The 26,524-nt window shown below is 67.4% G+C and carries 30 protein-coding genes and 1 tRNA gene; 16 read left to right on the forward strand and 15 right to left on the reverse strand.

Going from position 1 to position 26,524, the window contains the following annotated elements:
• Positions 1–2: 2 nt before the first annotated feature.
• From AC5JBD_RS04700 to rpmF, 4 genes are all read right to left on the reverse strand, one after another.
• Entirely contained in the window at positions 3–326 is a 324-nt protein-coding gene (locus AC5JBD_RS04700; RefSeq protein ID WP_495720596.1) for an integration host factor subunit alpha, read from the reverse strand.
• A gap of 87 nt (positions 327–413) precedes the next feature.
• Entirely contained in the window at positions 414–1,379 is a 966-nt protein-coding gene (locus AC5JBD_RS04705) for a beta-ketoacyl-ACP synthase III (RefSeq protein WP_495720597.1), read from the reverse strand.
• On the reverse strand, positions 1,376–2,422 hold the full coding sequence (gene plsX, locus AC5JBD_RS04710) for a phosphate acyltransferase PlsX (protein WP_495720598.1): 1,047 nt from the start codon (positions 2,420–2,422) through the stop codon (positions 1,376–1,378). The genes AC5JBD_RS04705 and plsX overlap by 4 nt, the downstream gene beginning before the upstream one ends.
• A gap of 31 nt (positions 2,423–2,453) precedes the next feature.
• On the reverse strand, positions 2,454–2,633 hold the full coding sequence (gene rpmF / locus AC5JBD_RS04715) for a 50S ribosomal protein L32 (protein WP_495720599.1): 180 nt from the start codon (positions 2,631–2,633) through the stop codon (positions 2,454–2,456).
• A 191-nt stretch (positions 2,634–2,824) separates the two neighbouring features.
• Between rpmF and AC5JBD_RS04720 the strand changes: the two genes are divergently transcribed.
• Positions 2,825–3,265, forward strand: coding sequence for an MAPEG family protein (locus AC5JBD_RS04720; protein WP_495720600.1), 441 nt, complete (start codon positions 2,825–2,827; stop codon positions 3,263–3,265).
• On the forward strand, positions 3,262–4,287 hold the full coding sequence (locus AC5JBD_RS04725) for a cupin-like domain-containing protein (RefSeq protein WP_495720601.1): 1,026 nt from the start codon (positions 3,262–3,264) through the stop codon (positions 4,285–4,287). The genes AC5JBD_RS04720 and AC5JBD_RS04725 overlap by 4 nt, the downstream gene beginning before the upstream one ends.
• Here AC5JBD_RS04725 and AC5JBD_RS04730 read toward each other — a convergent pair.
• On the reverse strand, positions 4,284–4,946 hold the full coding sequence (locus AC5JBD_RS04730; RefSeq protein WP_495720602.1) for an MBL fold metallo-hydrolase: 663 nt from the start codon (positions 4,944–4,946) through the stop codon (positions 4,284–4,286). The genes AC5JBD_RS04725 and AC5JBD_RS04730 overlap by 4 nt on opposite strands.
• Before the next feature lie 145 nt (positions 4,947–5,091).
• On the opposite strand from AC5JBD_RS04730, the gene AC5JBD_RS04735 reads away from it, so the two are divergent.
• Positions 5,092–5,487, forward strand: coding sequence for a hypothetical protein (locus AC5JBD_RS04735; protein ID WP_495720603.1), 396 nt, complete (start codon positions 5,092–5,094; stop codon positions 5,485–5,487).
• Between the two features lie 313 nt (positions 5,488–5,800).
• On the opposite strand, the gene AC5JBD_RS04740 is transcribed toward AC5JBD_RS04735, so the two are convergent.
• On the reverse strand, positions 5,801–6,004 hold the full coding sequence (locus AC5JBD_RS04740) for a hypothetical protein (protein ID WP_495720604.1): 204 nt from the start codon (positions 6,002–6,004) through the stop codon (positions 5,801–5,803).
• Between the two features lie 161 nt (positions 6,005–6,165).
• Positions 6,166–7,545, reverse strand: coding sequence for an L-serine ammonia-lyase (locus AC5JBD_RS04745; RefSeq protein WP_495720605.1), 1,380 nt, complete (start codon positions 7,543–7,545; stop codon positions 6,166–6,168).
• Between the two features lie 81 nt (positions 7,546–7,626).
• Here AC5JBD_RS04745 and pabB point away from each other — a divergent pair, with 81 nt between their 5' ends.
• Positions 7,627–9,387 carry an aminodeoxychorismate synthase component I gene (pabB, locus tag AC5JBD_RS04750; protein WP_495720606.1) on the forward strand — a complete coding sequence of 587 codons (1,761 nt, stop codon included), beginning with the start codon at positions 7,627–7,629 and terminating at the stop codon, positions 9,385–9,387.
• 55 nt (positions 9,388–9,442) lie between these two features.
• Positions 9,443–9,934, forward strand: a complete 492-nt coding sequence (gene msrB, locus AC5JBD_RS04755) for a peptide-methionine (R)-S-oxide reductase MsrB (protein WP_495720607.1) — start codon at positions 9,443–9,445, stop codon at positions 9,932–9,934.
• Between the two features lie 133 nt (positions 9,935–10,067).
• On the opposite strand, the gene AC5JBD_RS04760 is transcribed toward msrB, so the two are convergent.
• Positions 10,068–10,451 (reverse strand): hypothetical protein, encoded by a 384-nt coding sequence (locus AC5JBD_RS04760; protein WP_495720608.1) that lies wholly within the window; start codon positions 10,449–10,451, stop codon positions 10,068–10,070.
• 469 nt (positions 10,452–10,920) lie between these two features.
• Here AC5JBD_RS04760 and AC5JBD_RS04765 point away from each other — a divergent pair, with 469 nt between their 5' ends.
• Positions 10,921–11,643, forward strand: coding sequence for a hypothetical protein (locus tag AC5JBD_RS04765; protein ID WP_495720609.1), 723 nt, complete (start codon positions 10,921–10,923; stop codon positions 11,641–11,643).
• 212 nt (positions 11,644–11,855) lie between these two features.
• On the opposite strand, the gene AC5JBD_RS04770 is transcribed toward AC5JBD_RS04765, so the two are convergent.
• On the reverse strand, positions 11,856–12,242 hold the full coding sequence (locus tag AC5JBD_RS04770; protein ID WP_495720610.1) for a hypothetical protein: 387 nt from the start codon (positions 12,240–12,242) through the stop codon (positions 11,856–11,858).
• A 65-nt stretch (positions 12,243–12,307) separates the two neighbouring features.
• Between AC5JBD_RS04770 and glpX the strand changes: the two genes are divergently transcribed.
• The 4 genes from glpX (at position 12,308) to AC5JBD_RS04790 (ending at position 15,805) form a co-directional block, all read left to right on the forward strand.
• Positions 12,308–13,288 carry a class II fructose-bisphosphatase gene (gene glpX, locus AC5JBD_RS04775; protein ID WP_495720611.1) on the forward strand — a complete coding sequence of 327 codons (981 nt, stop codon included), beginning with the start codon at positions 12,308–12,310 and terminating at the stop codon, positions 13,286–13,288.
• Positions 13,289–13,343: 55 nt separating this feature from the next.
• On the forward strand, positions 13,344–13,787 hold the full coding sequence (locus AC5JBD_RS04780) for a YybH family protein (RefSeq protein WP_495720612.1): 444 nt from the start codon (positions 13,344–13,346) through the stop codon (positions 13,785–13,787).
• A gap of 78 nt (positions 13,788–13,865) precedes the next feature.
• Complete coding sequence (gene recJ, locus AC5JBD_RS04785; RefSeq protein ID WP_495721189.1) at positions 13,866–15,638, forward strand: single-stranded-DNA-specific exonuclease RecJ; 1,773 nt, start codon at positions 13,866–13,868, stop codon at positions 15,636–15,638.
• Positions 15,639–15,730: 92 nt separating this feature from the next.
• Positions 15,731–15,805 (forward strand) — tRNA-Glu (locus AC5JBD_RS04790).
• 35 nt (positions 15,806–15,840) lie between these two features.
• Here AC5JBD_RS04790 and AC5JBD_RS04795 read toward each other — a convergent pair.
• Together AC5JBD_RS04795 and AC5JBD_RS04800 are read right to left on the reverse strand one after the other, a co-directional pair.
• The gene (locus tag AC5JBD_RS04795; RefSeq protein ID WP_495720613.1) at positions 15,841–16,227 is read right to left on the reverse strand and encodes a VOC family protein; all 387 of its coding nucleotides are present in this window, start codon (positions 16,225–16,227) and stop codon (positions 15,841–15,843) included.
• Positions 16,193–16,537: an ArsR/SmtB family transcription factor gene (locus tag AC5JBD_RS04800; protein WP_495720614.1), complete on the reverse strand. Its 345-nt coding sequence runs from the start codon at positions 16,535–16,537 to the stop codon at positions 16,193–16,195. The genes AC5JBD_RS04795 and AC5JBD_RS04800 overlap by 35 nt, the downstream gene beginning before the upstream one ends.
• A gap of 124 nt (positions 16,538–16,661) precedes the next feature.
• Between AC5JBD_RS04800 and AC5JBD_RS04805 the strand changes: the two genes are divergently transcribed.
• The 5 genes from AC5JBD_RS04805 (at position 16,662) to AC5JBD_RS04825 (ending at position 21,396) form a co-directional block, all read left to right on the forward strand.
• The gene (locus tag AC5JBD_RS04805) at positions 16,662–16,913 is read left to right on the forward strand and encodes a hypothetical protein (RefSeq protein WP_495720615.1); all 252 of its coding nucleotides are present in this window, start codon (positions 16,662–16,664) and stop codon (positions 16,911–16,913) included.
• Positions 16,876–17,421 carry a DNA-deoxyinosine glycosylase gene (locus AC5JBD_RS04810; protein WP_495720616.1) on the forward strand — a complete coding sequence of 182 codons (546 nt, stop codon included), beginning with the start codon at positions 16,876–16,878 and terminating at the stop codon, positions 17,419–17,421. Before AC5JBD_RS04805 ends, AC5JBD_RS04810 begins: the two co-directional genes overlap by 38 nt.
• Before the next feature lie 104 nt (positions 17,422–17,525).
• A complete protein-coding gene (locus AC5JBD_RS04815) occupies positions 17,526–19,115 on the forward strand; it encodes a DUF4153 domain-containing protein (protein WP_495720617.1) in 1,590 nt (529 codons plus the stop codon).
• A 14-nt stretch (positions 19,116–19,129) separates the two neighbouring features.
• Entirely contained in the window at positions 19,130–19,837 is a 708-nt protein-coding gene (locus AC5JBD_RS04820; RefSeq protein WP_495720618.1) for a response regulator transcription factor, read from the forward strand.
• Entirely contained in the window at positions 19,834–21,396 is a 1,563-nt protein-coding gene (locus AC5JBD_RS04825; protein ID WP_495720619.1) for a sensor histidine kinase, read from the forward strand. Before AC5JBD_RS04820 ends, AC5JBD_RS04825 begins: the two co-directional genes overlap by 4 nt.
• On the opposite strand, the gene trpA is transcribed toward AC5JBD_RS04825, so the two are convergent.
• From trpA to trpD, 4 genes are read right to left on the reverse strand one after another with little or no spacing between them, the layout of a single operon-like run.
• A complete protein-coding gene (gene trpA / locus AC5JBD_RS04830; protein WP_495720620.1) occupies positions 21,374–22,174 on the reverse strand; it encodes a tryptophan synthase subunit alpha in 801 nt (266 codons plus the stop codon). The genes AC5JBD_RS04825 and trpA overlap by 23 nt on opposite strands.
• On the reverse strand, positions 22,171–23,340 hold the full coding sequence (trpB, locus tag AC5JBD_RS04835) for a tryptophan synthase subunit beta (protein ID WP_495720621.1): 1,170 nt from the start codon (positions 23,338–23,340) through the stop codon (positions 22,171–22,173). Before trpB ends, trpA begins: the two co-directional genes overlap by 4 nt.
• Entirely contained in the window at positions 23,340–24,752 is a 1,413-nt protein-coding gene (gene trpCF / locus AC5JBD_RS04840; protein WP_495720622.1) for a bifunctional indole-3-glycerol-phosphate synthase TrpC/phosphoribosylanthranilate isomerase TrpF, read from the reverse strand. Before trpCF ends, trpB begins: the two co-directional genes overlap by 1 nt.
• On the reverse strand, positions 24,745–25,812 hold the full coding sequence (gene trpD / locus AC5JBD_RS04845) for an anthranilate phosphoribosyltransferase (RefSeq protein WP_495720623.1): 1,068 nt from the start codon (positions 25,810–25,812) through the stop codon (positions 24,745–24,747). Before trpD ends, trpCF begins: the two co-directional genes overlap by 8 nt.
• A gap of 345 nt (positions 25,813–26,157) precedes the next feature.
• On the opposite strand from trpD, the gene AC5JBD_RS04850 reads away from it, so the two are divergent.
• Entirely contained in the window at positions 26,158–26,451 is a 294-nt protein-coding gene (locus AC5JBD_RS04850) for a PilZ domain-containing protein (RefSeq protein WP_495720624.1), read from the forward strand.
• The last annotated feature ends 73 nt before the right edge of the window (positions 26,452–26,524 follow it).

Genomic DNA, 26,524 nt, shown 5'->3' on the forward strand with positions numbered 1-26,524 from the left:
CCTCAGCCGCGGCCTGTGATCCGGTCGCGCATGATCTGACTGGCGCGGAAGGTGAGCACCCGCCGCGGCGCGATCGGCACCTCGATGCCGGTCTTGGGATTGCGGCCGACCCGCTCGCCCTTGTCGCGCAGAATGAAGCTGCCGAAGCCCGAGATCTTCACATTCTCGCCTTCGCTGAGCGCGTGGCAGAGGTGATGGAGGATCCGCTCGACGATGCTCGCGGATTCCGCACGTGAGAGACCGATCTCGCGGTGCACGACATCGGAGAGGTCGGCCCGGGTCAGCGTGCCCGCCTCAACCTTCCTCAGAGTCCCTGCGTCTGCCATGGTAATTCCCCTTAGCCCCCGGGTATCAATGGAAAAGCTTAATCCAGCTTGACTTTGGTTGCAATCGGCGAATGCGGCAGGAGGAGGTCAGAAGCGGACAACTGCCGCGCCCCAGGTGAAGCCGCCGCCCATCGCCTCGAGCACCAGCAGGTCGTCTTTCTTCACCCGACCGTCGCGGACAGCGACGTCGAGCGCGAGCGGCACCGAGGCCGCCGACGTGTTGGCATGCTGGTCGACGGTGACGACGACGCGGGCCGGATCGAGTCCGAGCTTCTTGGCCGTGGCGTCGAGGATGCGCTTGTTGGCCTGGTGCGGGACGACCCAGTCCACCTCCTCCGCCTTGTGGCCGGAGGCGGTCAGCACCTCGTTCAGCACGTCGGCGAGGTTCACCACCGCATGGCGGAACACCTCCTTGCCCTTCATGCGCAGTTTGCCGACCGTGCCGGTCGTCGAGACGCCGCCGTCGACATAGAGGAGGTCGTTGTGGCGACCATCGGCGTGGAGACGGGTGGCGAGGATGCCGCGATCCTCGGTGTCCTGCGCCTGGAGGAGGATCGCTCCCGCACCGTCGCCGAACAGGACGCAGGTGGTGCGGTCCTCCCAGTCGAGGATGCGGCTGAACGTCTCGGAGCCGATCACCAGCGCGTAATCGGCCATCCCGCCCTTCACCATATTATCGGCGATCGAGAGGGCATAGAGGAAGCCGGTGCAGACCGCCTGCACGTCGAAGGCGATGCAATCGTTGATGCCGAGCGCCGTCTGGACCCGCGTTGCCGAGGCCGGGAAGGTCTGGTCGGGCGTCGCGGTGGCGAGAACGATCAGACCGACGCTTTCCGCGGATACGCCGGCCGCAGCGAGCGCCTTTCGCGCCGCCTCGGTCGCCATGGTGGCTGTAGTCTCGCCGTCGCCGGCAAAATGGCGGGCGGTGATGCCGGTCCGTTCGATGATCCACTCGTCGGACGTGTCCACGCCGCGAGCGGCCAGCTCGGCATTGGTGACGCGGTTCGCCGGCAATGCGGAGCCGGTGCCTACGATGACGGCGCGGCGGGTCATTTCGCCGCCAGGGGCGCGCGATGCGCGGCGATGTTGGCGAGATCCTCGGCGATCTTGCGCGTCAGGTCCTCGCGGACGAGCCGCCCGGCGACGCGGATCGCGTTGGCGACGCCCTTTTCATTGGCATTGCCGTGGCTCTTCACCACGATGCCGTTGAGGCCGAGGAAGACGGCGCCATTGTGGTTGTTCGGGTCGAGATGGTGCTTGAGCAATTCGGTGGCCGGACGGGAGATGAGGAAGCCGATCTTCGAGCGGGTCGAGCTGGTGAAGGCGCGGCGGAGGAGGTCGGTGACGAAACGGGCGGTGCCTTCGGCGGTCTTGAGGGCGATGTTGCCGGAAAAGCCGTCCGACACAACCACGTCGGCCTCGCCGCGGGAGATCTTGTCGCCTTCGATGAAGCCGTCGAAGCGCATGCCGAGATAATCGGCCTCGCGCAGGGTCGCGGCGGCCTTCTTGAGTTCGTCGGTGCCCTTGAGCTCTTCCGTGCCGATATTGAGGAGCTGCACGCGCGGCCGCTCCAGGTCCAGCGCGACGCGCGCGTAGGCGGCGCCCATGACGCCGAACTGCACCAAATTCTGGGCGTCCGCCTCGGTATTCGCCCCGAGATCGAGCATCACCACGTCGTTCTTGCCGAGCGTCGGCAGCAAGGCAGCGAGAGCCGGCCGGTCAATTGCCGGCATGGTGCGCAGGGCGAGCTTCGACATCGCCATCAGCGCGCCGGTATTGCCGGCGGACAGAGCGGCGTGCGCCTTGCCCGACTTCACCGCCGCGATCGCCTGGCCCATCGACGTCGTCTTGGCGCGTCGGATCGCCTGGCTCGGCTTTTCGGTGCCGGCGATCACGTCGTCGCAATGGACGATTTCGGCCGCGTCCTTCAGCGCCGGATGCTTGTCGAGCTCGGCCCGGAGCGCCGACTTGTCGCCGAACAGCAGGAAATGGAGGTCGTCGCGCCGTTCATGGGCGCGCGCCGCCCCCGCCAGCATCACTGACGGACCGGTATCGCCACCCATCGCGTCGATTGCGATCCGCGGCGAAGCCACCACTTGCGATCGCCTCCTTGCTTAAGGAGAGGGCTTAGGCCTCGACCGGACGGATTTCGCGGCCGTTATAATGGCCGCACGCCGCGCACAGATTGTGCGGCAGGCGAAGCTCGCCACAATTCGAGCATTCCTGGTAGTTGACCGGCTTCAGCGCGTGATGGCTGCGGCGCATATTGCGCTTGGACGGCGTGGTTTTTCTCTTGGGGACGGCCATTCTGGCACCTGTTCCAGTCTGATCTTGATGTTTCGGGCGAGCAGGGCGCCAAGCTGAACAGCCAATACGGCCGCGGGCCTGGCGGCCGGGTGCTCGCTCATGAGCGGTGCTCGCCTAAGCGAATTTGCCGCCGGTTGCAAGCACCTGCGCGCCCGTGCGAAGCTGGGGAGCGCAAGGGGAGGATGCAAGCCATGGAAGTGCTGCCGATCACGCTGACCATCGCGGGGGCGGCGGCCCTGCTCAACCTCTGGCTCGGCATACGCGTCAGCCAGCTGAGGATCCGCGACAAGGTCTCGGTCGGCGACGGCGGCAACCCGGCTGTCGCAGCACGGATGCGGGCTCATGCTAACTTCGTCGAATATACGCCCTTCTTCCTGATCCTGCTCGCCCTCGTCGAATTGGCCCGGGGATCGGAGACGTGGCTTTGGGCGGTCGGCATCATATTCGTGCTGGGGCGGCTGATGCATCCGTTCGGCATGGATCGCCCGGCGCCGAACCCGCTGAGGATGATCGGCACGATTATAACTTGGGTGACGCTGATCGGCCTCGCGATCTATGCGCTAAGCATCCCCTATACGGAGCCGCGCCTCGACGAGAACATCGCCGGCTTGATCACGAAGACTGCCGGATGAGTGTCGTCACGTCCGGCACCAACAGCGGCCTCGCCTCGGACGAGACCCGGCGCTGGATCGCCGAGATGCTGCTGTTCGGCATCCCGCCGGAGGCGCTGAGCGGCGAGCTGCAGCGCAACGGCTGGCCTGCTCATGTCGCGGCGGGCGAAGTCCGGCGGGCGCTCGACAGCCCCTATCTTCAAGGCGCCCACATCCTCCAGCAGCGGCTGGCGAAGCGCGAATGGATCCTCTCCTCGATCGGCCGCCTCGCCGCCATGCAGGGGCTCGCCGAAATCGACCGGGCTGAGGCGCTGCCGGCGGAACGCTTCTTCCGCGACTATTACGGTGCGCACCGGCCCGTGCTGATTTCCGGTCTGGTCGACGATTGGCCGGCGATGCGGCTCTGGTCCCTCGAACATCTGGAGCAGGTGCTCGGCGACCCGCTGCTCGAAGTGCAGCGGGATCGGGAGAGCACCCCGGCCTACGAATCGGAGTCATACAAGCTCGCCAGGCAGATGAAGCTCAGCGAGCTGCTGGCGCTGCTGCGCGACGGACGCGAGACCAACGATTATTACGTGACCGCCAAGAATGGCGGCCATAATCGCGAGGCTCTGGCGCGGCTTTGGGACGATATCGGCCCCATTCACGGCTATCTCGACCCGACGGCCGAGGCGGACGGCTATTTCTGGCTGGGGCCGAAGGGCACGGTCACGCCCTTCCACCACGACCTCACCAACAACCTGCTCGTGCAGGTGATGGGACGCAAGCGGGTGACGATGGTGCCGAGCTGGGACACGGCCCGGATGCTGAACGTCGAACATTGCTTCAGCGGCTGGCAGAGCCCCGAACAACTCGAGGCGCTGCCGGAAGGCGAGCGGCCGACCATCCTCTCTTTCACGCTGGAGCCGGGGCAGGCGCTCTTCATCCCGGTCGGCTGGTGGCACCACGTCGTCGGTATGGACGTGACGATCAGCCTCTCCTTCATCAACTTCACGCGCCCGAACGACTTCGATCGCGACTATCGCTGTTACGGGAAGGTCTAGCCGCGGGCGAGTGCCCGGTCGCCGACGAAGGGATTGCTGCGGCGTTCGTGGCCGAAGCTCGACATCGGCCCATGGCCAGGGATGAAGGCGGTGTCGTCGCCGAGCGGCCAGAGCTTGGCCTGGATGGCGTCGATCAGGTCCTGGTGATTGCTCATCGGGAAATCGGTCCGTCCGATCGACCCCTGGAACAGCACGTCGCCGACGAGGGCGAGCTTCGACGGCGGGTGATGGAAGACGACGTGGCCAGGCGTGTGGCCGGGGCAGTGATAGACGTCGAGCGTCAGTTCGCCGACGGTGACCTGGTCGCCCTCCTTCAGCCAGCGCTCCGGCTCGAACACCTTAGCCGGGATGCCGTAGCTGCGGCCGTCATCCTCCAGCCGTGCGATCCAGAATCGGTCGGCTTCCTCGGGGCCCTCGATCTCGACGCCGAGCTCCTTCGCGAGGATGCCGGCGCCGCCGCAATGGTCGATATGGCCGTGGGTGAGCAGGATCTTCTCGATCGTCACGCCATGTTGCTGCGCCGCCGCCTTGAGGCGGGGCAGGTCGCCGCCGGGATCGACGAAGGCGCCGCGCATCGTCTTGGTGCACCAGAGCAGGGTGCAATTCTGCTGGAGCGGCGTGACCGGGACGATCGCCGCCTTGAGAGGGGGATTGGACATGGGCCGGGAGATGGCGTCTGGCCGCGTTCGATGCAAGCGAGCCTCTTGTCCGCGCCCGCCGCTTGGGTGCAAGGTGCGGGCACTCGGTCCAGGCAGGGGGGATCAGATGCTTGCACGAACGATCGCGTTGACCGCCGCATTGATGATGGCGTCCACACCAAGCTTCGCTGCCGACCTCGGCTTCTCCGGGGACGGCGGCGCGCGGCGGAGCGCTGCGGTGATGGGCGCCTATTTCAAGGTCCCGCTAGGGGCCCCACGGAGCGCCGATCTCCCAGCCCGTGCCGGGCTGCGCCTTGCGATGACGCATGATTATCGCACGTCGTCGGCTCCGGGCGCGCGACGGATCGAAGCCGATGGCTTGGATCTCAGGCTCACGGGCAAGCAGCCGACGCTCTACCTCGCCGGACGCGCTATCACGGGCGAGCAGGCGAAGCTGGAGGCCGGGGCGGGCGGCGGTGGGCGGCTCGACAAGGTCATGATCGGCGCGGCCGTCGCCCTTGCCGCCGTTGCGGGATTCGTGATCGTCTCCAGCGTCGATTGACCGACCTCATTTCGGCAAGAACGGTTCGCGATTGCTTGTTTTGCAAGCAGGAATCGCAACTTCGGCTCGCGCGCGGGCTTCTCGGTCCGCGCGAATAAGCGTATCATCCTAAAACGACTCAGAAACTCCCTGGTCGCTTCCGACTGCCCACTCCGTAGCGATCCACCTCACGCCCCGGCTTTTGTCGGGGCGAATTGTTTTGGGGTGCTTGGCGGGGCGAATGCGATCATCATCCCCGCGGAAGCGGCGACGTCGCGCAGGTGAGACTAAAAACCCGGTTGCGCCGGGCTGACAGGAAGCGAGAGGTGCGGCCTTAGAAAGCGAAGGCGGACTGTCGTGTCTCGACGGCGGGGAAGCGCTTCACCTTGCGCTTGTCGCACCAGAGCTCGAGCGGCTGCTCGCACACATGCTCCTTCGCGATCCGCACCGCGTCGACATCGTCGCGCGCGGCAATCTCCTTCGCGCCGACGACCGGACCTTCCACACCTTTCATGAACAGCAGGCGATAATAGGACATCGACAGGATCCTCATGAGTGGGACGGAAGCGGCCCGACTCCGGCGCCGACTCCCCGAGTCCCTGAGGAATTTACCGAAAATTAAACAAATGTGGAGTCGGAAGAGCCGGTCCTCGACGATCGGAGTCGCCAGTCCGCCTCTTCCGGGCGATCACCGGCGCGTCAACATTCGACCACGTTGACGGCGAGGCCGCCGAGGCTCGTCTCCTTGTAGCGCTCGTTCATGTCGAGGCCGGTCTTGCGCATCGTCTCGATCACCTGGTCTAGGCTGACGAGGTGCGAGCCGTCGCCGGCGAGTGCCAGGCGGCTCGCCTCGATCGCCTTGACCGCACCGACCGCGTTGCGCTCGATGCAGGGCACCTGGACGAGGCCGCCGACAGGATCGCAGGTGAGGCCGAGATTATGCTCCATGCCGATCTCGGCCGCATTCTCGATCTGGGCCGGCGTGCCGCCCAGCGCCGCGGTCAGACCCGCCGCCGCCATCGAGCAGGCGACTCCCACCTCGCCTTGGCAGCCGACCTCGGCACCGGAGATGGAGGCATTCTCCTTGAAAAGGGAGCCGACCGCGGCCGCGGTAAACAGGAAGACCTGCACGCCCTCGTCGCTCGCGCGCGGCGTGAAGCGCTGATAGTAACGCAGGATCGCCGGCACGATGCCCGCAGCGCCGTTGGTGGGAGCGGTCACCACGCGACCCCCGGCGGCATTCTCCTCGTTGACCGCCAGCGCCCAGAGGTTGACCCAGTCGAGCACCGTCAGAGGATCCTGGAGCGTGCGCTCGGCGCGTTCGATCAGCAGCCGGTGGAGGCCGGGGGCGCGGCGTTTCACCTTGAGCCCTCCTGGCAGAATGCCGTCCTGGCCGATCCCGCGGTCGATGCACGCCGACATGGCGTCCGATATGGCGGCGAGGCGCCGGTTGATCTCCTCATCGGAGAGAGCGGCGCGCTCGTTCGCGCGGGCGACCTCGGCAATGGTCAGCCCTTCGCGCGCCGCGATGGCGAGTAGCTCGTCGGCGCTATGGTAATTGTAGGGGATGTCCCAGGCACCCTCGGGCGGGGCGTTGCGCGCGATCGCGTCCTCGTCCACGATCGCGCCGCCGCCCGTCGAATAATAGACCTTGCTCTCGACGCTGGCACCGCCCGCGTCGAAGGCGGTGAAGCGCATGCCGTTCGAATGGTGCGGCAGCCGCTCCCGCTGGAGAAAGCGCAGGTCGCGCGCCTCGTCGAAGGCGATCTCGCGGCGCCCGCCAAGCTGCAGGCGGCCGGTGCTCCGGATGCGGTCGACGATCTCGTCCGCCTCGTCGGGGCAGAGCCGGTCCGGGCGCTTGCCCGAAAGGCCGATCAACACGGCCCGGTCCGTGGCATGGCCTTTTCCGGTCAGCGCGAGCGACCCGTAGAGGTTCGTCTCGACGCGCTCGACCCCGCCCAGCATCGCTTTTTGCGCGAGCGTCTCGACAAAGAGGCACGCCGCCGTCATCGGGCCCATCGTGTGCGAACTTGAAGGGCCCACCCCGATCTTGAACAGATCGAAGACGCTGGCGACCACGGACATTCTCCTTGCGCGCGCTTCCGCCGGAAGCGCTAGGCCGGACATGGGCTCGGGCCGAGGCGAAGGCAAGCGCGGCGCGTGATCGGCACTGGCGAGCCCTTCGTCCTGCTCGACGACAATCGGCTCGCCAGCGCTGAGCCGGCGCTGCTGTTTCAGAGACCCATTCAGATCATCGAGGCACGCGAACCTCACGAGGTGCGCCCGGCGCTGCAAGATTTGCGCAGCGCGCAGGAGCGGGGGCTGCACGCGGCCGGGTTCCTCGCATACGATGCCGGCCACGCTCTGGAGCCGAAGCTGGCGCCGCTCGCGACTTCAGCTTCCGCGGAAGGCCCCCCATTGCTCTGGTTCGGGCTGTTCGAAGGCTGCGAGGAGGTGCGCGATCTCCCGTCGCTGCTGCCCGACCCAGCCTCGGCTTGGACATTGCTGCCAAGGCCGATGGTCGCGCGCCGACGTTTCGAAGCAGAGGTCGAAAAGATCCAGGAGCATATCGCCGCCGGCAACATCTATCAGGCGAACCTGACCTTCGCGGCGGAGGTGCTGACTGCCGGAAGTCCGCCCGCAGTCTATGCGAACGTGCGGCAGCGGGCGCGGGTCGGGCATGGCGCGCTGGTCTTCACCGGCGCGCACTGGATCCTTTCCTCCTCGCCCGAGCTGTTCTTCACGCTCGATGCCGGCAAGCTGACGACCCGTCCCATGAAGGGGACAGCCGAGCGGAAGCGCGAGCCTGCCGCCGATGCCGCCACGATCGAGGAGCTCCGCACCGATCCCAAGCAGCGCGCCGAGAATCTTATGATCGTCGATCTGCTGCGGAACGACCTGTCGCGGGTGTCGAAGCCGGGCACGGTGAAGGTGCCCGCCCTGTTCGCGGTCGAGACCTATCCGACCGTCCACCAGATGACCTCGACCGTCACGTCGGAGCTGGAGGAGGGGCTTGGGCCTATCGACGCCATCGAGGCGCTCTTCCCCTGCGGCTCGATCACCGGTGCGCCCAAGATCCGGGCAATGGAGATCATCGCCGAAACCGAGCGTCGCGCGCGCGGCGTCTACACCGGATCGATCGGAAGGGTTGCGCCGGACGGCTCGGCAAGCTTCAATGTCGCCATCCGCACCCTAACCCTGCGCGACGGCGAACATCGTGCCGTGATGGGTCTGGGCGCGGGCATCGTGGCCGACAGCCGCGCTCCCGACGAGTGGCGCGAATGTCTGGCGAAGGGGGCGTTCTTGAAGGGCAGCGACTTCGACCTGATCGAGACGATGCGCTTCGATCCGCATGACGGCATCTCCGAGCTCGACCGCCACCTCAATCGGATGAAGGCGAGCGCCGACGCGCTCGGCTTCGCCTTCGACCGGCACGGCGCGCGCAACGAGCTGCAGGCCGCGACCTTTCGCCTTCGGGAGGAGAAGAAGGTGCGGCTGCTCCTTTCGCCGAGCGGCGCGATCGCGGTGGAAGCGCGTCCGATTCCGACCGAGCCCGATGAGCCCGTCGCTGTGGCGGTGCGGGAGCGCGCGGTGCGCACCGACGATTTCCGCCTGGCTCATAAGACCAGCGACCGCGGCTTCTATGACGAGGCGCGGGCCGGCAGCGGCTGCTTCGAGACCATCTTCGTCGACGAGGACGGGTTCCTGACCGAAGGCAGCTTCACCCACATCTTTGTCGAGGAGGACGGCAGGTTCGTCACGCCGCCCTTATCGCGCGGGCTGCTCCCGGGCATCCTCCGGGCGCGGATGATCGAACAGGGCGATGCAGTCGAACGGGACGTAAAGCTGGCAAGCCTGCCGGCGGAATTCTATATCGGGAACAGCGTGCGCGGCCTGATCAAGGCGATGCGGGCGAGCTGAGCCTCAGCTCCCGTTCAGGCCGGCTCTCGCAGGACGTGGGGATGGGAGATCCAACATGCAGATGAACAGGCGTTTTCTGCTCGGTGCCGGCGGCGCGGGGCTGCTCGGCGGCGTCGCCTTCTTCGCCGGTGGACGCGAATCGCACGCGGCCGAGGGCAAGTTCGAGATCATGCTGAGCGACGCCGAATGGCGGAAGCGGCTGACGCCCCAACAATATGAGGTGCTGCGCGAGGAGAATACCGAACGGGCGGGCTCCAGTCCACTCAACAAGGAGAAGCGCAAGGGCACCTATGTCTGCGCCGGCTGCGGGCTGCCGCTCTACTCCTCGGCGACGAAGTTCGAGAGCGGCACCGGCTGGCCGAGCTTCTGGAAGCCGCTGCCCAATGCGATCGCCACGCGCGAAGACAACAAGCTCTTCTTCACCCGCACCGAAGTGCATTGCCGGCGCTGCGGCGGCCATATCGGCCACGTCTTCGACGACGGCCCGAAGCCGACGGGCCTGCGCTACTGCATGAACGGCCTGGCGATGAAGTTCAGGCCAGCCTGACCGGCAATCGTCGTCGCGAACTTGTTTGGCGCTAATCCCCTTTAGCCATCCAAGTCTTGTCGGAACTTGTGTCCGCTTTCCACCCGTCGCGGACTCCTCGCCTGAGGTCTGCTTACGACCTATTGCGAACGTTTTAGCCCTGCGGGCGCGAGCTGGTTTTGGCTGCAACGGCGAAGGCGAGCGCGAACAGCAGGTGTACGACCAGAAATACTTTCGCGATCTCCCGCGCCTCGCCGGTTGCAACGCCCCAGACATCATTGGCCGCGACAGCACCGAAACCTACCACATTGGCGATCAGGACGGCCCGCAATGCCGCCGAAGGCTTAGCGTTTCGCGACAGCCAATTCAGGACTGCTATGCCGAGAAAAGGACCGCCGAGGAGGCGCAACAAGGCTACCAACTCGGGCGACGCGTCGGCGGGGACCGCCCCTACACCGAATTGCAGCGGGAACAGCATCAGCCCCGCACCGACCCCGGCAAGGTAGAGGGCCGAGGCGACAAGGATCGTTCTGAGCATATCCGCTCCTCCGTTATCTGCTGCCACGAGTTCAAGGCGCCTCAGGAAATTTCGCTGTTCCGCGACACGCACGCCCGCTTTCCACCCTTTGCGGACGTTCGGCCTAAGCCGAACGACGACGAGCGTCTCTTCCGCAACCTGTGGAAATGCAAACCTGCGGACCAAAGGAACATCACCGACAAGCCCGCCGCGAGAAAGTCGAAGCCTGGCCGACCATTGAGGAGGCTATCCAGTGCAGACTGGCCGAGAAGCACGGCGAGCGCTCCTTCGGGAATCCAAGCCCAGCGTGTGAGGACCGGCGCGAGCTGGTCCCATCGTTCAACGAGGGCGATGATTATTACCGCGATGACAAGCGCGCAAGCAGCAGCGATCAAGAGCGGCGACCAGGTCATGGTGGCGACTTATGAGGCGAGGCTCGTCTACTTTCCACCCATTGCAGACGTGAGTTTACAATGCGAGACATGAGCCCATGTACGCGCGTCATCGCCTCTTGCTTCTCGCTGCTCTTGCAGCCAGCTCGACGACTACCGGGTACGCGCAGCATCCGCTCATTCTCCAGCGGCTGACGGCTTGGAACGCGGCGGCGCCGCAGCCCACCCCATCGACAATTCAAGAGCAGGTCATGGAGGCCGCGATGGCCGCGCAGAAGCGCTCGGGCGGCTGCGTTCCGACTAGCGTCGTCGTCGACAGTGTTGTGCCAGCGACCAGCGCTAAGTTCGTCTTCCAGGGCATCCTCGCCGGGCGGCTCAAGAACGGCTGGACCGTCACCGCCCGCCACCCAAACTGCGACGCCATGCCTGTGCGTTACACCATCTCTGAGGACAGCGCGGGGGCGCTCACCACAATCCGGACCAATCGGGGGCTGTCGCTCGCCAATGAATCGCTGATCAGTGACACTTGGCCGCTCGCCCTCCTCCAGGCTACCGCGACCGCCAAGCGGAATGGCTTTGAGTGTGACCCGAATGGCGCGAGCTTAGGCGTCACCCGCGTCGCTAAGGAAGAGCCCGGTCTCGGTGCTGACGTCTATGGGGTTCGTTACGCCGGTTCGTGGAGCGAGGTCTGGCCGGTTGAGCTGTGCGGCCGCACCATCGAAGTCACGGTGCGCTTCACAGCTGACGGTGATGGTGGCGCCTATACGGACCTGAAGGGCACCGAAGCGAAGCTGCTCCCGCCCGCAGCGAAGGCATCCTGATCCCGGCTGAAGGTCCGATTTCCACCCAAAGCAGACATCGGCCCCGGACCATAATCCGCGCACATTAGACGCTGTAGGATCAAGGCCATGGCTTTCGAAAGAAAAGAACTGGGCGTGATGGCCGTCGCGGTAACGATCAGCTCGGCATCGGTGACGGCAGTGCGGCTGCGGAATGGATGCTGACGAGTTCTGCATGACGAGGGGCGGCAAGCTCAGTCGCCTTCGATGATGCGCTCAGCCAGGTTCTTCATGAACTTGGCGGCCTTGAAGACGTCGATCATCACCGGCTGCGGGCAGCGGCTGATGCATCCGCCCGCGCTCATCGACTCGAGGGCCGACGGAACGCCGCCGACCACGCGCGTGCCCGGCTCCGGGCCGATCGGAAGCGGCGCGCGGTTGGGATCCGGCGCATCGCTCGGCCTGCCGCACACGACGATCTCTTCCGGATCCTCCGGCGTCGGACAGTCGAGCTCGCGCACCGAGTCGAACGTCTCGCGGTAATTGGCCATCGCCTCTTCGGCCGTGCGGGCGGGTTGCGTCGCCGCCTGACCGGCCGCGGCGGGTGCCGGTGCGAGCACCAGCAGGACGGCGAGGGCCATTCTCGACATTGTCACCTCGCTCGCTTATCCGGCCCGCGGGCAATTTCAACAGGATGACAGAAACCATGGTGACCGCAAGCCACACGCTCGACCGCGTCCTCGTGCTGGAGATGGTGCGCGTGACCGAAGCGGCGGCGGTGGCGGCCTCCAGGCTGATCGGCCGCGGCAACGAGAAGGCCGCCGACCATGCCGCCGTCGAGGCGATGCGCGAGGCGCTGAACCAGCTCGATTTCGACGGCACGGTCGTCATCGGCGAAGGCGAGCGCGACGAGGCACCGATGCTGTTCATCGGCGAAAAAGTCGGGCGTGCGCAGGGCACCGGCCCCCGGATCGACATCGCGCTCGATCCGCTGGAGGGCACCACCATTACTGCCAAGGCAGGGCCGAACGCGCTTGCCGTGCTCGCCATCGCCGAGGAGGGCGGTCTCCTCAATGCGCCCGACGTCTATATGGACAAGCTCGCCATCGGCCCGGGCTATCCGGAAGGCACGATCGACCTCAACCGGTCGCCGAGCGAGAATATCCGCGCGATCGCCAAGGCCAAGGGCGTCGATCCCTCCCAGATCATCGCCTGCGTGCTCGACCGACCGCGGCACGAGAAAATGATCGCCGAGCTCCGCGCGCTCGGCTGCGGCATCATGCTAATTCCGGATGGGGATGTGGCGGGCGTGATCGCGGTGACCAATCCGGACACGACGATCGACGTCTATATGGGATCTGGCGGGGCGCCGGAGGGCGTGCTCGCCGCCGCGGCGCTGCGCTGCGTCGGCGGCCAGTTCCAGGGCCGTCTCCTGTTCCGCAACGACGACGAGCGCGCCCGCGCCGCCAAATGGGGCGTCGAGGATCTCGACCGCGTCTATCACCTGACGGACCTCGCCAAGGGCGACGTGATCTTCGCCGCGACCGGTGTCACCGACGGGTCCCTGCTGGACGGCGTCAAGCGCCGCAAGAACTGCATGACCACTGAAAGCGTCGTCATGCGCGCCAGCTCCGGCACGGTGCGCTGGGTGCGTGGCGAGCATCGCAATGAGCCGGGCGGGCATTGAGCGAGCGTTGACTCCTGATCCGCTCCCGTAACAGTCTTTCGGGCGGGAGGGCGTCATGAATTTGCTGTCGATTGGGTGCCGGATCGGTGCCGCTCTTTGTGCCCTGACGATCTCGGCCGCGGCGCTGGCGGGCCCCGCCGAACAGGCGGAGGAGGGGTTCGTCAGGCAGCGCATCGCCTGGAACAAGGGCGACATCGAAGCCGCCCTCGACTTCTACTGGAAGTCGCCTGAGATCATCTGGGTCAACAAGGCCGGCGTGAGCCAGGGCTTTGCCGGCTTCGCTCAGGCGATGCGCGACGAATATGCCGGGCGGCCCGAGCAGATGGGTGTCTATTCGGGGGAAGTGCTGCTCGCCAGGGAGGTCTCTCCGGAGACCGGGCTGATCGTCGTGCGCTGGTCGATTGACCGCGACGGCCGGAGGCTGATGGGGGGAGTCTCGACCCAGCTGTGGGAGCAAGTCGACGGCGCTTGGCGCATCGTCTTTGAGCATGCGAGCTGAAGCGCTAAGCTTTTCCACATCTTTTTCGGGCTGCGGATTCACGCGGCTCCCTTGTTCCCCTAGGCTACCGCGATGCTGATGAGCGCCAGCCATGTCTGCGGTGTCGAACGGTCGATCCTGGGCCAGCCGTGGCGCTGGCGCGGCGCCGCCGCGGACGCGACTGACGCCGCCTTCCAGCCCGACGATCTGATCGACCAGCTGCTCATGGCCCGCGGGGTTGTGCGGGAGGAGCTGGAGCGGCATCGCGAGCCGACGATCCGCGGCTTCATGCCCGATCCGTCCATCTTCCGCGACATGGATGCCGCCGCCAACCGGCTCGCGGACGCGGTCGAGGCATGCGAACCGGTCACCATCTTCGGCGATTATGACGTGGACGGCGCCACCTCCGCCGCCTTGCTGGTGCGCCTGCTCCGCGATCTCGGCTGCGACCCGCAAGTCTATATCCCGGACCGGCTGATGGAGGGCTACGGCCCCTCCGGCGAGGCGCTGGTGCGGATCGCCGAGGGCGGTGCGAAGCTGATCGTCACGGTCGATTGCGGCGCGATGGCTTTCGAGGCACTGGAGATGGCGCGTGCGGCGGAAGTCGACGTGGTCGTGGTCGATCATCATAAATGCGCCGCCGCGCTCCCGGTCGCCCACGCGCTAGTCAATCCCAACCGCCTCGACGAGGCCGACGACGCCGCGGCGCACGGGCATCTTGCGGCCGTCGGCGTCTGCTTCCTGCTCGGGGCGGCGCTGATCCGGACGCTGCGTGCACGCAGCTTCTTCGCAAACCGCGCCGAGCCGCGCCTGATCGAGCTGCTCGACCTGGTCGCGCTCGGCACCGTCGCCGACGTCGCCCAGCTGCGCGGCCTCAATCGGGCGTTCGTGACGCAGGGGCTGAAGGTGATGGCGCAGCGCCGAAATGTCGGCCTCGCCGCCCTGATCGATGCCTCTCGGCTGACGCGGGCGCCGACCTGCACCGACCTCGGTTTCGCGCTCGGGCCGCGGATCAATGCCGGCGGGCGCGTCGGCAAGTCGGACCTCGGCGTGCGCCTGCTCACCACCGAGGATCATGCCGAAGCCGAAGCCATCGCCGCCGAGCTCGAGCGCTTCAACGAGGAGCGGCGCACGATAGAGGCCATGGTCGCCGAGGCGGCCGAGCTCATGTGCCGCAGCCAGGGCAATCGCGCCGTGCTGGTCGCCTCAGGGGAGGGGTGGCATCCGGGCGTGATTGGCATCGTCGCCGGCCGCCTCAAGGAGAAGCTCGGCCGTCCCGCCATCGTCATCGCGATCGGCGCCGATGGCATCGGCAAGGGCTCCGGCCGCTCGATTTCGGGCGTCGACCTCGGCGCGGCGGTGCTCGCGGCCAAGGACAGCGGACTGCTCATCGCCGGCGGCGGCCATGCCATGGCGGCGGGACTCACCGTCGCCCGCGACCGGCTGGACGCGCTCGTCGATTTCCTCGACGAGCGGCTGGCGGAGGACGTGGCGCGCGGCCGCGACGGCAAGGCCTTGCTGCTCGATGCCGTGCTGGCGCCGGGCGGCGTCTGCCCTGACCTGTGCGAGGCGATGGAGGCGGGCGGCCCCTATGGCGCCGGATGGCCGGCGCCCCGGGTCGCCGCGGGACCGGTGCGGATCGTCAAGGCGGACGTGGTCGGCAACGGCCATCTGCGCCTCGTCGTCAGCGGCGACGACGGCCGCCGCATAAAGGCGATCGCCTTCCGCATGGCCGACAGCGCGCTCGGTCAGGCGATGCTGGCCGCGCCCAGCCACCGCAAGCTCTGGATCGCCGGCCGCATCAAGCGCGACGACTGGGGCGACCGCCCCTCCGCCGAACTCCACCTCGAAGACGCCGCCTGGGCCGACTAGAAGCCGCCCAGGCATGCTCCTGCAAGCGTGCTGAGTGTTGACCCTCATGCGTGGCTCCCCTAAGTGCCGCCTTCGCTTGCAGCGCCTGCTGTGGCCCCTTCGTCTAGCGGTTAGGACGCGGCCCTTTCACGGCTGAAACACGGGTTCGATTCCCGTAGGGGTCACCACCACGGCCGCTGCAGCGGCTTCACCCACATCCAGTTCAATGGTGCTGCGCGATCTGAATGAGATTGCCGCACGTGTCGTCGAACACGGCTGTGGTGACGGGGCCCATCGCGACCGGCGGCTGGGTGAAGGCGACGCCGAGCGTGGACAAACGATCGTGCTCGGCGCCGATGTCCTCGACGGCGAAGGATGCCGCCGGAATGCCGTCGGCGACAAGCGCCGCTTTCCACGGCCCGGCGGCCGGATGCGCATCCGGCTCCAGCAACAGTTGCACGCCGTCGAAATCGCCCGGCGAGACGAGCGTCAGCCAGCGATGCTCGCCCAGTGGAAAGTCGACCTTCGGCTGGAAGCCGAGCACGTCCCGGTAGAAGCGCAGCGCCTTCTCCTGGTCATCGACCAGCACGCTCGTCAGCACGATCCTCATGGGCAATTCTCTCCTCTCGGTTCGCCGGGTCCGCGAGCGGGCCCAGCCATGAATCTCGGAGCTGCCGCAGCGGCTTTCGCTCCAGGAAATGGTGCTTGCTTCGCCACCGCCACTCGGTGCGGACCAATCCTGCCTCTTCCATCAGCAGGAGGTGCTTGGTCAGTGCCTGGCGGGACAAGCTCGCACCGTGCCAGCTGATCAGCCGAACGTGCAGCTCGAACAGTGTCTGGCCGTCCCGCTCCGCCAATTCCTCCACCAAGCGCCGTCGCGTCGGATCTGCTAGCGCGCGGAACAGTGGGTCGAGCTCCATGGGCCGCTCATAGTCGGCACGCCTGTATCATGCAACCGTAGAGTTACATGAGGGCGCGGCGCGGCGCGGCGACTTGCCTTGAGGGCAGGGAGCGCCCAATGTGGAATGGAGTAGGGAGGTCCGCATGAAGATCCTGATCGCAGCCGCTGCGTTGATGTTTGCCTTGCCCGCCGCCGCGCATGCGCAAGCAGCCGAGCCCGCCCATGCCGAGCATGGCGAGCACAAGGGCATGGATCACGGCAAGAAGGGTTGCTGCGAACATAAGAATGCGGACGGCACGCCGATGGACTGCTGCAAGCCCGGTAAGGACGGAACGCGGCCGGCCTGCTGCGAGAAGCATGAGAAGGCCGAACATAAAGGCCACGACAACCACTGAGCCCAAGGGGCTGCCGGCCGGGGACCTGCTGAAGCGGTCCTTTCCGCCTGTTGTGGATGCGCGCACGCGGCTGATCGTGCTCGGGAGCTTGCCCGGCGAGGAGTCGCTCGCGCGGGGGCGATATTATGCCAATCCCCGCAACCAGTTCTGGGCGTTGATGAGCGGCGTCGTCGACATCGATCTGGTGCCACTCGATTATGACGGGCGGCTGCAGACGCTGTTGGGCGCGCGCATCGGCCTTTGGGACACGGTGGCATCGGCCAAGCGTGAGGGGAGCCTCGATGGTGCCATCCGCGATCATTCGGCCAATGCGTTGCCTGACCTGGCGGCGCGCCTGCCTGAGCTGCGGGCTTTCGCCTTCAACGGCGGGAAGTCCGCGGCGGTTGGGCGCAAGGCTCTTGACGACACGGCGCTGCAGCTGATCCAGCTGCCGTCGAGCAGCCCGGCCTATACGATGCCCTTCGCCGAAAAGCAGGTGGCCTGGTCCAAGCTCAGGGCCGTGCTCTAGCCTCTGCACCGTTTCTGCACGGGAAGAACCCGCGCTCGCCATAAGCCGCTCATCGCCGCTCCAGCCGCGCCTGCGACAAGCGGGCCGGCAACAGGAGAAATCGGATGGAAGCGGCCCTTCCCATATTGCGACGGCAGGCCGTGCCGGCGCGGTTCACCTTCCTCATCAAGATCCTCGCCGCCGCGGCCTTGATCGCGGTGGCGGACCGGCTTTTCTACCGGGCCGAGGCTGTCGGGGCGACGCTCGGCATCTTTGCGACGGTGTTGCTGCTGTCGGTGCTTGCCGTCCGCGCCGATATCCGGCGCAGCCGCCTCGCGCTGATCGTCGGGCTCTACTGCGCGGCCGTGATGATCGAGGATCCGGGGCCGCTCGCGCTCTTGCTGTTCTGGACATCGATCAACTTCGCGGTGCTGCTGCCGCGCGCCGTTGGCTTCGGCAGCGGCTGGACCTGGGCGATGCGCCTCGTCATCCACACGGCCGCGACGCCATTCCGGCCATTCGCGGATCTGCGGCGGCTGAGGCGGGTGGGGCGGCATTCGTCGGACGGGTTCAAGATTTCAGAGCATCTGCCAATGCTCATTCTGCCGCTCGTCGGCAGCATCACCTTCATCGCCCTGTTTGCGCAGGCGAACCCGCTGATCGGGGAGGCGCTGGGCAGCATCGATCTGCGGTTCGGCGAGCGGATCTCTGTCGTCCGGCTCTTCTTCTGGCTGCTCATCCTGATGCTGGTCTGGCGCGTGCTGCGGCCCCGGCTGTGGCTGAGTGAGCCGGCGCGCGTCGAACCGGCGCTGAGGCTGCCGGGGGTCAGCCTCGCGTCGGTCACCCTGTCACTTCTTGCATTCAACCTGATCTTCGCCGTCCAGAACGCGCTCGACCTCGCCTTCCTGTGGAGCGGCGGGGCGCTGCCGGAGGGGATGAGCCACGCCGAATATGCGCATCGCGGCGCCTACCCGCTGATCGCGACGGCTTTGCTGGCCGGTCTCTTCGTGCTGGTGACGCTCCAGCCCGGCTCCGCCACGGCGGCGAGCCGTGACGTCCGCCGGCTCGTCTATGTCTGGATCGGGCAGAACGTCTTCCTGGTCGCGTCCACCATGCTGCGGACGATCGACTATATAGAGGCCTATTCGCTGACCGAGCTGCGCATCCAGGCCCTGGTGTGGATGGCTTTGGTGGCGGTCGGGCTCATCCTCATCTGCATCCGCATCTGGAAGGGGCGGACCGGGGTGTGGCTGCTCAATGCCAATCTCGCTGCCGCCGCTTCCGTCCTGCTCGTCTCGATCCCGGTGGATTATGACCGCATCGCCGCCGGCTGGAATGTGCGCCATGCGCGGGAGGTGGGCGGCACCGGCGCCGGCCTCGATCTTTGCTACCTCTTCCAGATGGGCCCGTCCTCGCTGATCCCGCTCATCGAATTGGAGAGCCGGCCGCTTCCCGACCATCTCCGCTCGCGCGTCAGCTGGCTGCGCAACTATCAGATGGACCGGCTCGCGGCGCAGCAGGATGCGCGCGGTGGGTGGACCTGGAGGGGCGCGCGGCGGCTGGTGGCGGCGAGAGAGGCGGTCGCGGAGCGCAGGTTGCCGCGTTTCGTCGCCCCCTATCGCAACTGCGACGGCACGGTGCCCCGGACCGACTTCGACACCGTCTCGACGGTAGCGCCCGCGCCGCCGCCTTTGACACCGGCCGAGCCGCGGTGACAGACATGTACGCGATGAGCCACAAGATCCTGATCGTCGACGACGACCCGCATATCCGCCAGGTGCTGAGCTTCGCGCTCGGCAAGGCGGGCATGGAGACCTCAGAAGTGGGCGACGGGGAGGCGGCGCTGGCGGCGATCGGCGCCAAGAAGCCCGACTTGGTCGTGCTCGACATCAACATGCCACGCATGGACGGGCTGGAGGTGTGCCGGCGCTTGCGAGCAACCGGTGACCTGCCGATCCTGTTTCTCTCCTCACGCGACGATGAGGTGGACCGGGTGGTCGGGCTGGAGCTCGGCGGCGACGATTATGTCGTGAAGCCGTTCAGCCCGCGCGAGGTCGTCGCCCGGGTCAGCGCAATTCTGAAGCGCGGCGGGCGGGCGCTCGAACGGGCCGGCTGCAAGCAGCCGGTATCGCATGGCAAGCTGAGGCTCGATCCCGAAGGCTGGGAAGCGCGCTGGGCGGGCGAGCCGGTCACCGTCACCGTCACCGAGTTCCAGCTGCTGCTCCTGCTGGCCAGCCTGCCGTCGCGCGTATTCACCCGCGACACCATCATCGATCGGCTGCACGGACCCGGTTTCGCCATCACCGACCGGACGATCGACAGTCATATCCGCAACCTCCGGGCCAAGTTCTCGGGCGTCGGCGGCACCGACCTGATCGAGACGCGGGCGGGTGTCGGATATAGGATCGGGTCCTGCATCGGCGGCCAGGCCGCTTGATCCGTTCCGGCAAGGAGCTGCTGAAACGCTACTGGCCGGCGCTGCGGTTGCGGGCGATCCTGTTCGCCACTTTGTTGTTCGTTGCGGCGCTGCCGGGGATTAGCGCGGTGTTCCTGCGCGTTTACGAGAATACGCTCGTCCAGCAGACCGAAGCGGAGCTGATCGCCCAGGGCGCGGCGCTGGCCGGCGCCTATCGCTCCTTCTGGCCGGGCGGCGCGACGGAAAATGGGGAGCGCGCGCGATACGAGCCCGAGCGGCCAACGATTGATTTGAACGAGATGCCGATCCTGCCGGTGCAGCCGGATCCGCGGCCGACTCCGACTGCGACGGACCCACGCGCTGCGGCGGCGGCCGCGGCGGTGCGGCCGATAGTGCGGGACACCGCGCGCACGACGCTTGCGGCGGTGCGTTTGCTCGACCGCAACGGGGTCGTGGTGCTCGGGCGCGAAGATGTGGGACGGAGCTACGCGCATCTGCCGGAAGTGCAGCGGGCGCTGCGGGGTGAGACTCAGACCGTGTTGCGGCGGCGCGGAGGCTATGAGCCGCGCTATGCGCTCGAGGCGCTGAGCCGCGCCTCGGCGATCCGGGTCCATCATGCGCGGCCGATCCGGTCGGGCGGCGAGGTGATCGGCGTGCTGCTCCTCTCGCGGAGCCCCCGCGGCTTGTTCCTCGGCATGTATCAGGACCGGGGCAAGATCGCGATCGGCATCGCCGGCATATTCACGATCCTGCTGCTGCTGGCCGGGCTCCTTTCGCGTGGCATCTCACGGCCGATCGAGGCGCTTAGCGAGGCGACCGAGAATGTGGCGCGCGGGCGCGTGACGGTGCCGGAGCCGCCGCCGACCGCCGCGATCGAAATTCGCGCGCTCTACGAGAATTTCGCCGCCATGGCCGAGCGGATCGAGCGGCGCTCCCGCTATCTCAAGGACTTTGCGGCGGCGGTGAGCCACGAGTTCAAGACCCCGATCGCAGGCATACGCGGCGCGCTGGAACTGATCGGCGATCATGGCGCGTCGATGAGCGAGGAGGAAAGGCAGCGCTTCATCGCCAATGCCACCGCTGACGCCGACCGGCTGTCGCATCTGCTGGAGCGTCTACTGGCCCAGGCGCGCGCCGACATGGCGGTGGCGGCCGAGAATGCCCGCACGACGCTCGCGGAGCCGATCGCTGAAGTCGCCGACGCGCACCGGGGCCAAAGCCTCGCCGTTCAGGCGGAGGTGGACGCACCCCCGGTGGCCGCTCCGCCTGAATTGATCGAGGCGGTCGTCGAGACCCTGGTGGAGAACAGCCAGCAGGCAGGAGCGCGAGAGGTGCGCATCCTCGCGCGGGAGGCGGGCGAGAGGGTGCTCCTCTGCGTATCCGACGACGGCCCGGGTGTAGTCGCTTCGGAGCATGACCGGATCTTCGAGCCTTTCCACACCGGCCGCCGTGCGGAAGGCGGGTCCGGGCTCGGGCTTTCGATCGCGCGCTCCCTGCTCGCTTCCGTGGGTGCGACGATCGTCAGCCGTCCCGCGGAGCGGGGCGCGCTGTTCGAGATCAGCCTGCCGCGCGCCGGGTAGCGGCCTTCATCTCGCCGACGAAGCGGCGCAGATGTGGCAGGGGATCGGCCTCGGACTCCACGATCCTGACGATGGCGGAGCCGGAGATCACGCCCGCCGCGCCTGCGTCGAGCGCCGAGCGGACATGCGCAGGCGTCGAGATGCCGAAGCCGAGCACCGGCGGCGGGGCGCCATGGTCCGCCAAGGCTCCGAAGAGGTCGGCGTGGTCGAGCTCCATCTCCTTCTCGGCGCCCGTCACGCCGGCCCGTGCCATGCAATAGGTGTAGCCGCCGCCGAGCTCCGCCACCCGCTTGAGCGTCGCGCGGGGGGTGTTGGGGGCGGCAATCAGCACCGGAGCGATGCCATGCTCGCGGGCGGCTGCGGCGAAGGGCTCCGCCTCCATCACCGGCACGTCGGCGACGAGGACGCTGTCGACGCCCGCCTCGGCTGCGGCCCGGTAAAAAGCGTCACGGCCGCGGGCGAGGACGATATTGGCATAGGTGAGGACGCCGACCGGCACCTGGGCGTGGCGTTCGCGGAAGCCAGTCAGGAGCTCGAGACAGGCAGCCGGGGTCACTCCCCGCCGGAGCGCGCGATCGGCGGCGGCCTGGATGGTGGGGCCGTCGGCGACCGGATCGGAGAAGGGGATGCCGACCTCCACCATGTCGGCGCCGCCCTCGACCAGCGCGTCCAGGATGGCGGCGCTGGTTTCTAGGTCGGGATCGCCGAGCATCACGAAGGCACCGAATGCGCCCTGGTTGCCAAGCCGGGCGAACATGCTGGAATAGCGGCCGGTCATGCGGAGGGCGCCAGCAGTTCCTGCGCCTGAGCCACGTCCTTGTCGCCGCGGCCGGAGAGATTGACGACCAGCACCGTCTCCTCCTGCGCCTCGGCGGCCAGCTTGAGGGCATGGGCGAGGGCGTGGGCGGACTCGAAGGCGCAGAGGATGCCTTCGCTGCGGGCAAGGAGCTGGAACGCGTCGAGCGCGTCACGATCGGTGCAGCCGACATATTCGGCGCGGCCGCTGTCCTTGAGGAATGCATGCTCTGGGCCGACGGCAGGGTAGTCGAGGCCGGCCGAGACGGACCAGGTGTCGGCAATCTGCCCGTCCTCGTCGTGGAGCAGATAGGTCTCCGCGCCGTGCAACACGCCAGGGCGGCCGCGAAGCAAGGTCGCGCCATGCTCGATGCCGTCGATCCCGCGGCCGGCCGCTTCGACGCCGATCAGCCGCACCGCGGCGTCATCGACGAAATCGGCGAAGGCGCCCATCGCGTTGGAGCCGCCGCCGACACAGGCGATCACGGCGTCGGGGAGGCGCCCTTCCTCCTCCAAAATCTGGGCGCGGGCTTCCTTGCCGATCACACGCTGATACTCGCGCACCATCAGCGGGAAAGGGTGGGGACCGGCGACCGTGCCGAGCAGATAGTGGGTGTCGGCGAAGCTCGCGGTCCAGTCGCGTAAAGCCTCGTTGACGGCGTCCTTGAGAGTGCGGCCGCCGCTCTCCACCGGCACCACCTCGGCTCCCATCAAACGCATTCGGAAAACATTGAGCGCCTGCCGCTCGACGTCGTGCGCGCCCATGTAGATGCGGGTCTCGAGGCCGAAGAGGGCGCCGACGATCGCGGTGGCGACGCCGTGCTGGCCGGCGCCAGTCTCGGCGATCAGGCGGGTCTTGCCCATCCGCTTGGCGAGCAAGGCCTGGCCGAGGACCTGATTGGTCTTGTGTGCGCCGCCGTGAAGCAGATCCTCGCGCTTCAGGTAAATGCGAGCCTTGTCGCTACCGAGGTTGCGGCAGCGGGTGAGCGGCGTCGGTCTTCCTGCATATTTATGCAGGAGATCGGATAATTCGGTCTGAAAGGCCTCATCCTCCTGTGCCGCGAGGAAGGCCGCTTCCAACTCCTCCAGCGCGGGCATCAGGATTTCGGGAACATAGGCGCCGCCATAGGCGCCGAAGCGGCCGGACATCAGCAAGCGGCGATCTCCCGGCGCACCGGCGGACGAAGCGCTTCGAAGAAGGCATGGAGCTTGCCGGCATCCTTGCGCCCCGGGGCCATTTCAACGCCGGAGCTGACGTCGATCGCGAAGGCGCCGACGCCGGACGCGGCGCGGGCATTGGCAGGCTTGAGGCCGCCGGCGAGGAGGGCGGTGGCGAGATCCTGTCGCCCTTCGAGGCGCGACCAGTCGAAGCAGCGGCCGGTGCCGCCCGACTGTCCGCCGACTGCCGTGTCGAAGATGGTGCGGTCGGCCCCCACGCGCGGTTGCGGGAGGTTCGGGCCGACGGCGCCCACCGCCCACACTTCGCAAGCCTCGGGCAGGAGCGTGCGCAGCGTGGCTATATAGGCTCTGTCTTCCTGTCCGTGCAGCTGGACGGCGGCGAGTTGGAGGGAGCGGGCAGCGTCGACCACCTCGGGGACTGGCGCGTTGCGAAAGACGCCGACGAGGCGAATGGCGAGTCCTTGGCTCGCCACGGCGATCTCCTTCGCCTCGGCGAGCGTCACCGCCCGCGGCGTGTTCGGGACCATGATGAGCCCAGCGTAGCTGGCGCCCATCTCGGCGGCGAGCTCAAGATCGTGCCGGTCGGTGAGGCCGCAAACCTTGACCCTGCCGAAGGCGAGCGCACGCGCCGCTTCGGCGGGATTGTCGGCCCGCATCAGGGCGGAGCCGACCAGGAAGGCGTCGGCATGAGCGCTGAGCCGCTCGACATCGGCGCGGTTCGATATGCCGGATTCAGCCACCACCAGCCGGTCCGACGGAATGAGGCCGGCGAGCCTTTCGGTTACGGCGAGGTCCACCTTGAGTGTCTTGAGCTCGCGATTGTTGATGCCGATGATCGGAGCGCCCAGCGCGACGGCACGGCGCACCTCCTCCTCATCATGTGCCTCGACCAGCGCATCCATGCCGAGCCGGCGCGCTTCCTCGATAATCTCGCGCGCCTCGGCGTCGTCGAGCACCGACAGCATGACGAGCACGGCATCGGCGCCGTGGCGGCGCGCTTCCGGCACCTGGCGCGGGTCGACGACGAAATCCTTGGCGAGGATCGGTCCCTCGAAGGCGGCGCGCACCGCCTCCAGGTCCTTGAAGGAGCCGCCAAAATAGGGACCGTCAGTCAGCACGCTGATCGCATCGGCGGCGCCCCGATAGGCGCGGGCAAGCGCGGCGGGATCGGCCGCCTCGCGCAGCGTGCCTTCGGATGGGGAGACGCGCTTCACCTCCATGACGAAGCGGGCGCCGGGCCGGGCAAGGGCGGCGCGGAGGCTGCGCTGCGTTGGCTTCACCTGCGCGCGCAGCTCCTCGATCGTGATCCCGTCCAGACGCGCGGCGACGTCGAGGCGCTTGCGCGCCACGATCTCGCCGAGGATGCCGCCAATCTCACGCATGGGTCGCATCCACGAACGCCTTGAGGCGGCCATAAGCTGCGCCCGACGCGATCGCCTGCTGGGCAAGGTCGACGCCCTCCTTCAGCGAGCGGCAGATGCCGGTGGTCATCAGCAGGGCGCCGGTGTTGAGGGCAACGGTGTCGGCTTCGGCACGGGGGGCATAACCCATCAGCAGGGCCTTGAAGCGCTCGGCATTCTCCTCCGGACTCCCGCCCTTCAGCGCGTTCACCGAGGCGCGCGCGAGGCCCGCATCCTCCGGCGTGATGGTCAGGCGCTCGAGCCTGCCCTCGGTCACCCGCACAGCCTGCGTCTCGGCGTGCAGCGCCACTTCGTCCAATCCGGCGCCGTGCACCACGAGCGCACTCTTGGTGCCGAGCGCCGCGAGGGTGCGGGCGACCGGCTGCAGCATCTTCGGATCGGCCACGCCCAGCAGCTGCACCTGCGGCTCGGCCGGGTTCACGCAGGGGCCCAGCATGTTCATGATCGTCCGCACCTTAAGCGCCCGGCGTACCGGACCGGCATGGCGGAGGCCGGGATGGTAGCGGGGGGCGAACAGGAAGCACACGCCGGTGCGATCGAGCGCCTCCCGCGATACCTTGGCCGACACGTCAAGCTTCGCGCCGAGATGCTCGAGCACGTCGGCCGAGCCGCAGCGCGAGGTGACGGAGCGATTGCCGTGCTTGGCGACCGGCAGCCCGCAGGCGGCGGCGACGAAGGCGACTGCGGTCGAAACGTTGATCGAGCCCGATCCGTCGCCGCCGGTACCGCAGCTGTCGGCGAACAAATAAGAGGGTCGTTCGAACGGCTCGTCAGCGGCGCGAAGGGCGCGGGCCGCGCCGATCATCTCGTCCGCGGTTTCGCCCTTGAGACGGAGCGCGACCAGCATGGCGGCGATGGCCGGTTCGCCGAGGCGTCCGGCAACCAGTTCTTCGAACAGGCGCTGGGCCTCGTCGGCGGTGAGCGAGCGGCCCTCGTAAAGCTTGGCGAGCGCCTCCTCCGGAAGGATCTCCGGGCGGGTGTCGAGAGCAAGCGGTTCGGCGAAATCGTGGTTGAGATACATGATGCAGGTCCTGGTGAGAGCGCGAAAAAAAAGGCCCGCCGGAAGGGCGGGCCTGTCTTGGGTCGTGACTTAGAAAGTCAGCTTCACCATCGATGCAGGGCTGCCGCCGCCGGAGTCGCATTGCGCCACCAACGCCATGCACGCGCCGCGTCCGCCGCCGGAGCAGCCAGGATCGACAGGGAGGCGTGTGCAGTCATCAGGCTCCACATTCGCGAAACTCGGCGAGCGGTCAAGCCGCAAATTACCGATTCTTCCACCTTCGACCTGCGGTTTCCCGCAGGCTTAACGGTTTCTCAAGCAGCCCGAGCGATGATGGAGAACGGGCTTCTACAGGGGTGATCCGGGGTGCAGTCGAGGCAGGCCAGTCATGTCAAGCGCGCTTCGCGGCGCGTCGACGTCGACCTCCCAACGCGCCTGCGCCACGGCGGCTTCCGCCAGGTCGAGGTGCAGCTCACCAACCTATCGTTTGGCGGCTTCTGCGCTCGCTGCGAGGTGGCGCTGACGCGGGGCGACTTCGTTTCGATCGACCTGCCCGACATCGGCCTGGTTCGTGCCAAGGTCGCCTGGTGCCACGAGGGACAAATGGGCGCCGCCTTTTTCAACCCCGTCGACATCCGCCGCTCCTCCGCCACCGCCTGAGGGCTGGCCCAGCCGTAACCACGTTAGACGCTGGACCCGCCGCCAAAGCGGGCGCAAGAGAGCGCCTGAGCGG

Source organism: Allosphingosinicella sp., assembly GCF_059502505.1.

What these genes read in the sequence shown, in the direction of transcription:
- AC5JBD_RS04805 (WP_495720615.1), top strand. Translation starts at nt 16,662, where the DNA reads ATGAAGATCCTGATCGCAGCCGCTGCGTTGATGTTTGCCTTGCCCGCC.
- AC5JBD_RS04820 (WP_495720618.1), top strand. Translation starts at nt 19,130, where the DNA reads ATGAGCCACAAGATCCTGATCGTCGACGACGACCCGCATATCCGCCAG.
- AC5JBD_RS04720 (WP_495720600.1), top strand. Translation starts at nt 2,825, where the DNA reads ATGGAAGTGCTGCCGATCACGCTGACCATCGCGGGGGCGGCGGCCCTG.
- AC5JBD_RS04765 (WP_495720609.1), top strand. Translation starts at nt 10,921, where the DNA reads ATGTACGCGCGTCATCGCCTCTTGCTTCTCGCTGCTCTTGCAGCCAGC.
- AC5JBD_RS04760 (WP_495720608.1), bottom strand. Translation starts at nt 10,451, where the DNA reads ATGCTCAGAACGATCCTTGTCGCCTCGGCCCTCTACCTTGCCGGGGTC.
- AC5JBD_RS04770 (WP_495720610.1), bottom strand. Translation starts at nt 12,242, where the DNA reads ATGGCCCTCGCCGTCCTGCTGGTGCTCGCACCGGCACCCGCCGCGGCC.
- msrB (WP_495720607.1), top strand. Translation starts at nt 9,443, where the DNA reads ATGCAGATGAACAGGCGTTTTCTGCTCGGTGCCGGCGGCGCGGGGCTG.
- AC5JBD_RS04780 (WP_495720612.1), top strand. Translation starts at nt 13,344, where the DNA reads ATGAATTTGCTGTCGATTGGGTGCCGGATCGGTGCCGCTCTTTGTGCC.
- AC5JBD_RS04810 (WP_495720616.1), top strand. Translation starts at nt 16,876, where the DNA reads ATGAGAAGGCCGAACATAAAGGCCACGACAACCACTGAGCCCAAGGGG.
- AC5JBD_RS04700 (WP_495720596.1), bottom strand. Translation starts at nt 326, where the DNA reads ATGGCAGACGCAGGGACTCTGAGGAAGGTTGAGGCGGGCACGCTGACC.
- AC5JBD_RS04740 (WP_495720604.1), bottom strand. Translation starts at nt 6,004, where the DNA reads ATGTCCTATTATCGCCTGCTGTTCATGAAAGGTGTGGAAGGTCCGGTC.
- AC5JBD_RS04815 (WP_495720617.1), top strand. Translation starts at nt 17,526, where the DNA reads ATGGAAGCGGCCCTTCCCATATTGCGACGGCAGGCCGTGCCGGCGCGG.
- AC5JBD_RS04705 (WP_495720597.1), bottom strand. Translation starts at nt 1,379, where the DNA reads ATGACCCGCCGCGCCGTCATCGTAGGCACCGGCTCCGCATTGCCGGCG.
- trpCF (WP_495720622.1), bottom strand. Translation starts at nt 24,752, where the DNA reads ATGCGTGAGATTGGCGGCATCCTCGGCGAGATCGTGGCGCGCAAGCGC.
- rpmF (WP_495720599.1), bottom strand. Translation starts at nt 2,633, where the DNA reads ATGGCCGTCCCCAAGAGAAAAACCACGCCGTCCAAGCGCAATATGCGC.
- trpA (WP_495720620.1), bottom strand. Translation starts at nt 22,174, where the DNA reads ATGACCGGCCGCTATTCCAGCATGTTCGCCCGGCTTGGCAACCAGGGC.
- AC5JBD_RS04800 (WP_495720614.1), bottom strand. Translation starts at nt 16,537, where the DNA reads ATGGAGCTCGACCCACTGTTCCGCGCGCTAGCAGATCCGACGCGACGG.
- recJ (WP_495721189.1), top strand. Translation starts at nt 13,866, where the DNA reads ATGAGCGCCAGCCATGTCTGCGGTGTCGAACGGTCGATCCTGGGCCAG.
- AC5JBD_RS04730 (WP_495720602.1), bottom strand. Translation starts at nt 4,946, where the DNA reads ATGTCCAATCCCCCTCTCAAGGCGGCGATCGTCCCGGTCACGCCGCTC.
- trpB (WP_495720621.1), bottom strand. Translation starts at nt 23,340, where the DNA reads ATGTCCGGCCGCTTCGGCGCCTATGGCGGCGCCTATGTTCCCGAAATC.
- AC5JBD_RS04735 (WP_495720603.1), top strand. Translation starts at nt 5,092, where the DNA reads ATGGCGTCCACACCAAGCTTCGCTGCCGACCTCGGCTTCTCCGGGGAC.
- trpD (WP_495720623.1), bottom strand. Translation starts at nt 25,812, where the DNA reads ATGTATCTCAACCACGATTTCGCCGAACCGCTTGCTCTCGACACCCGC.
- glpX (WP_495720611.1), top strand. Translation starts at nt 12,308, where the DNA reads ATGGTGACCGCAAGCCACACGCTCGACCGCGTCCTCGTGCTGGAGATG.
- AC5JBD_RS04725 (WP_495720601.1), top strand. Translation starts at nt 3,262, where the DNA reads ATGAGTGTCGTCACGTCCGGCACCAACAGCGGCCTCGCCTCGGACGAG.
- AC5JBD_RS04795 (WP_495720613.1), bottom strand. Translation starts at nt 16,227, where the DNA reads ATGAGGATCGTGCTGACGAGCGTGCTGGTCGATGACCAGGAGAAGGCG.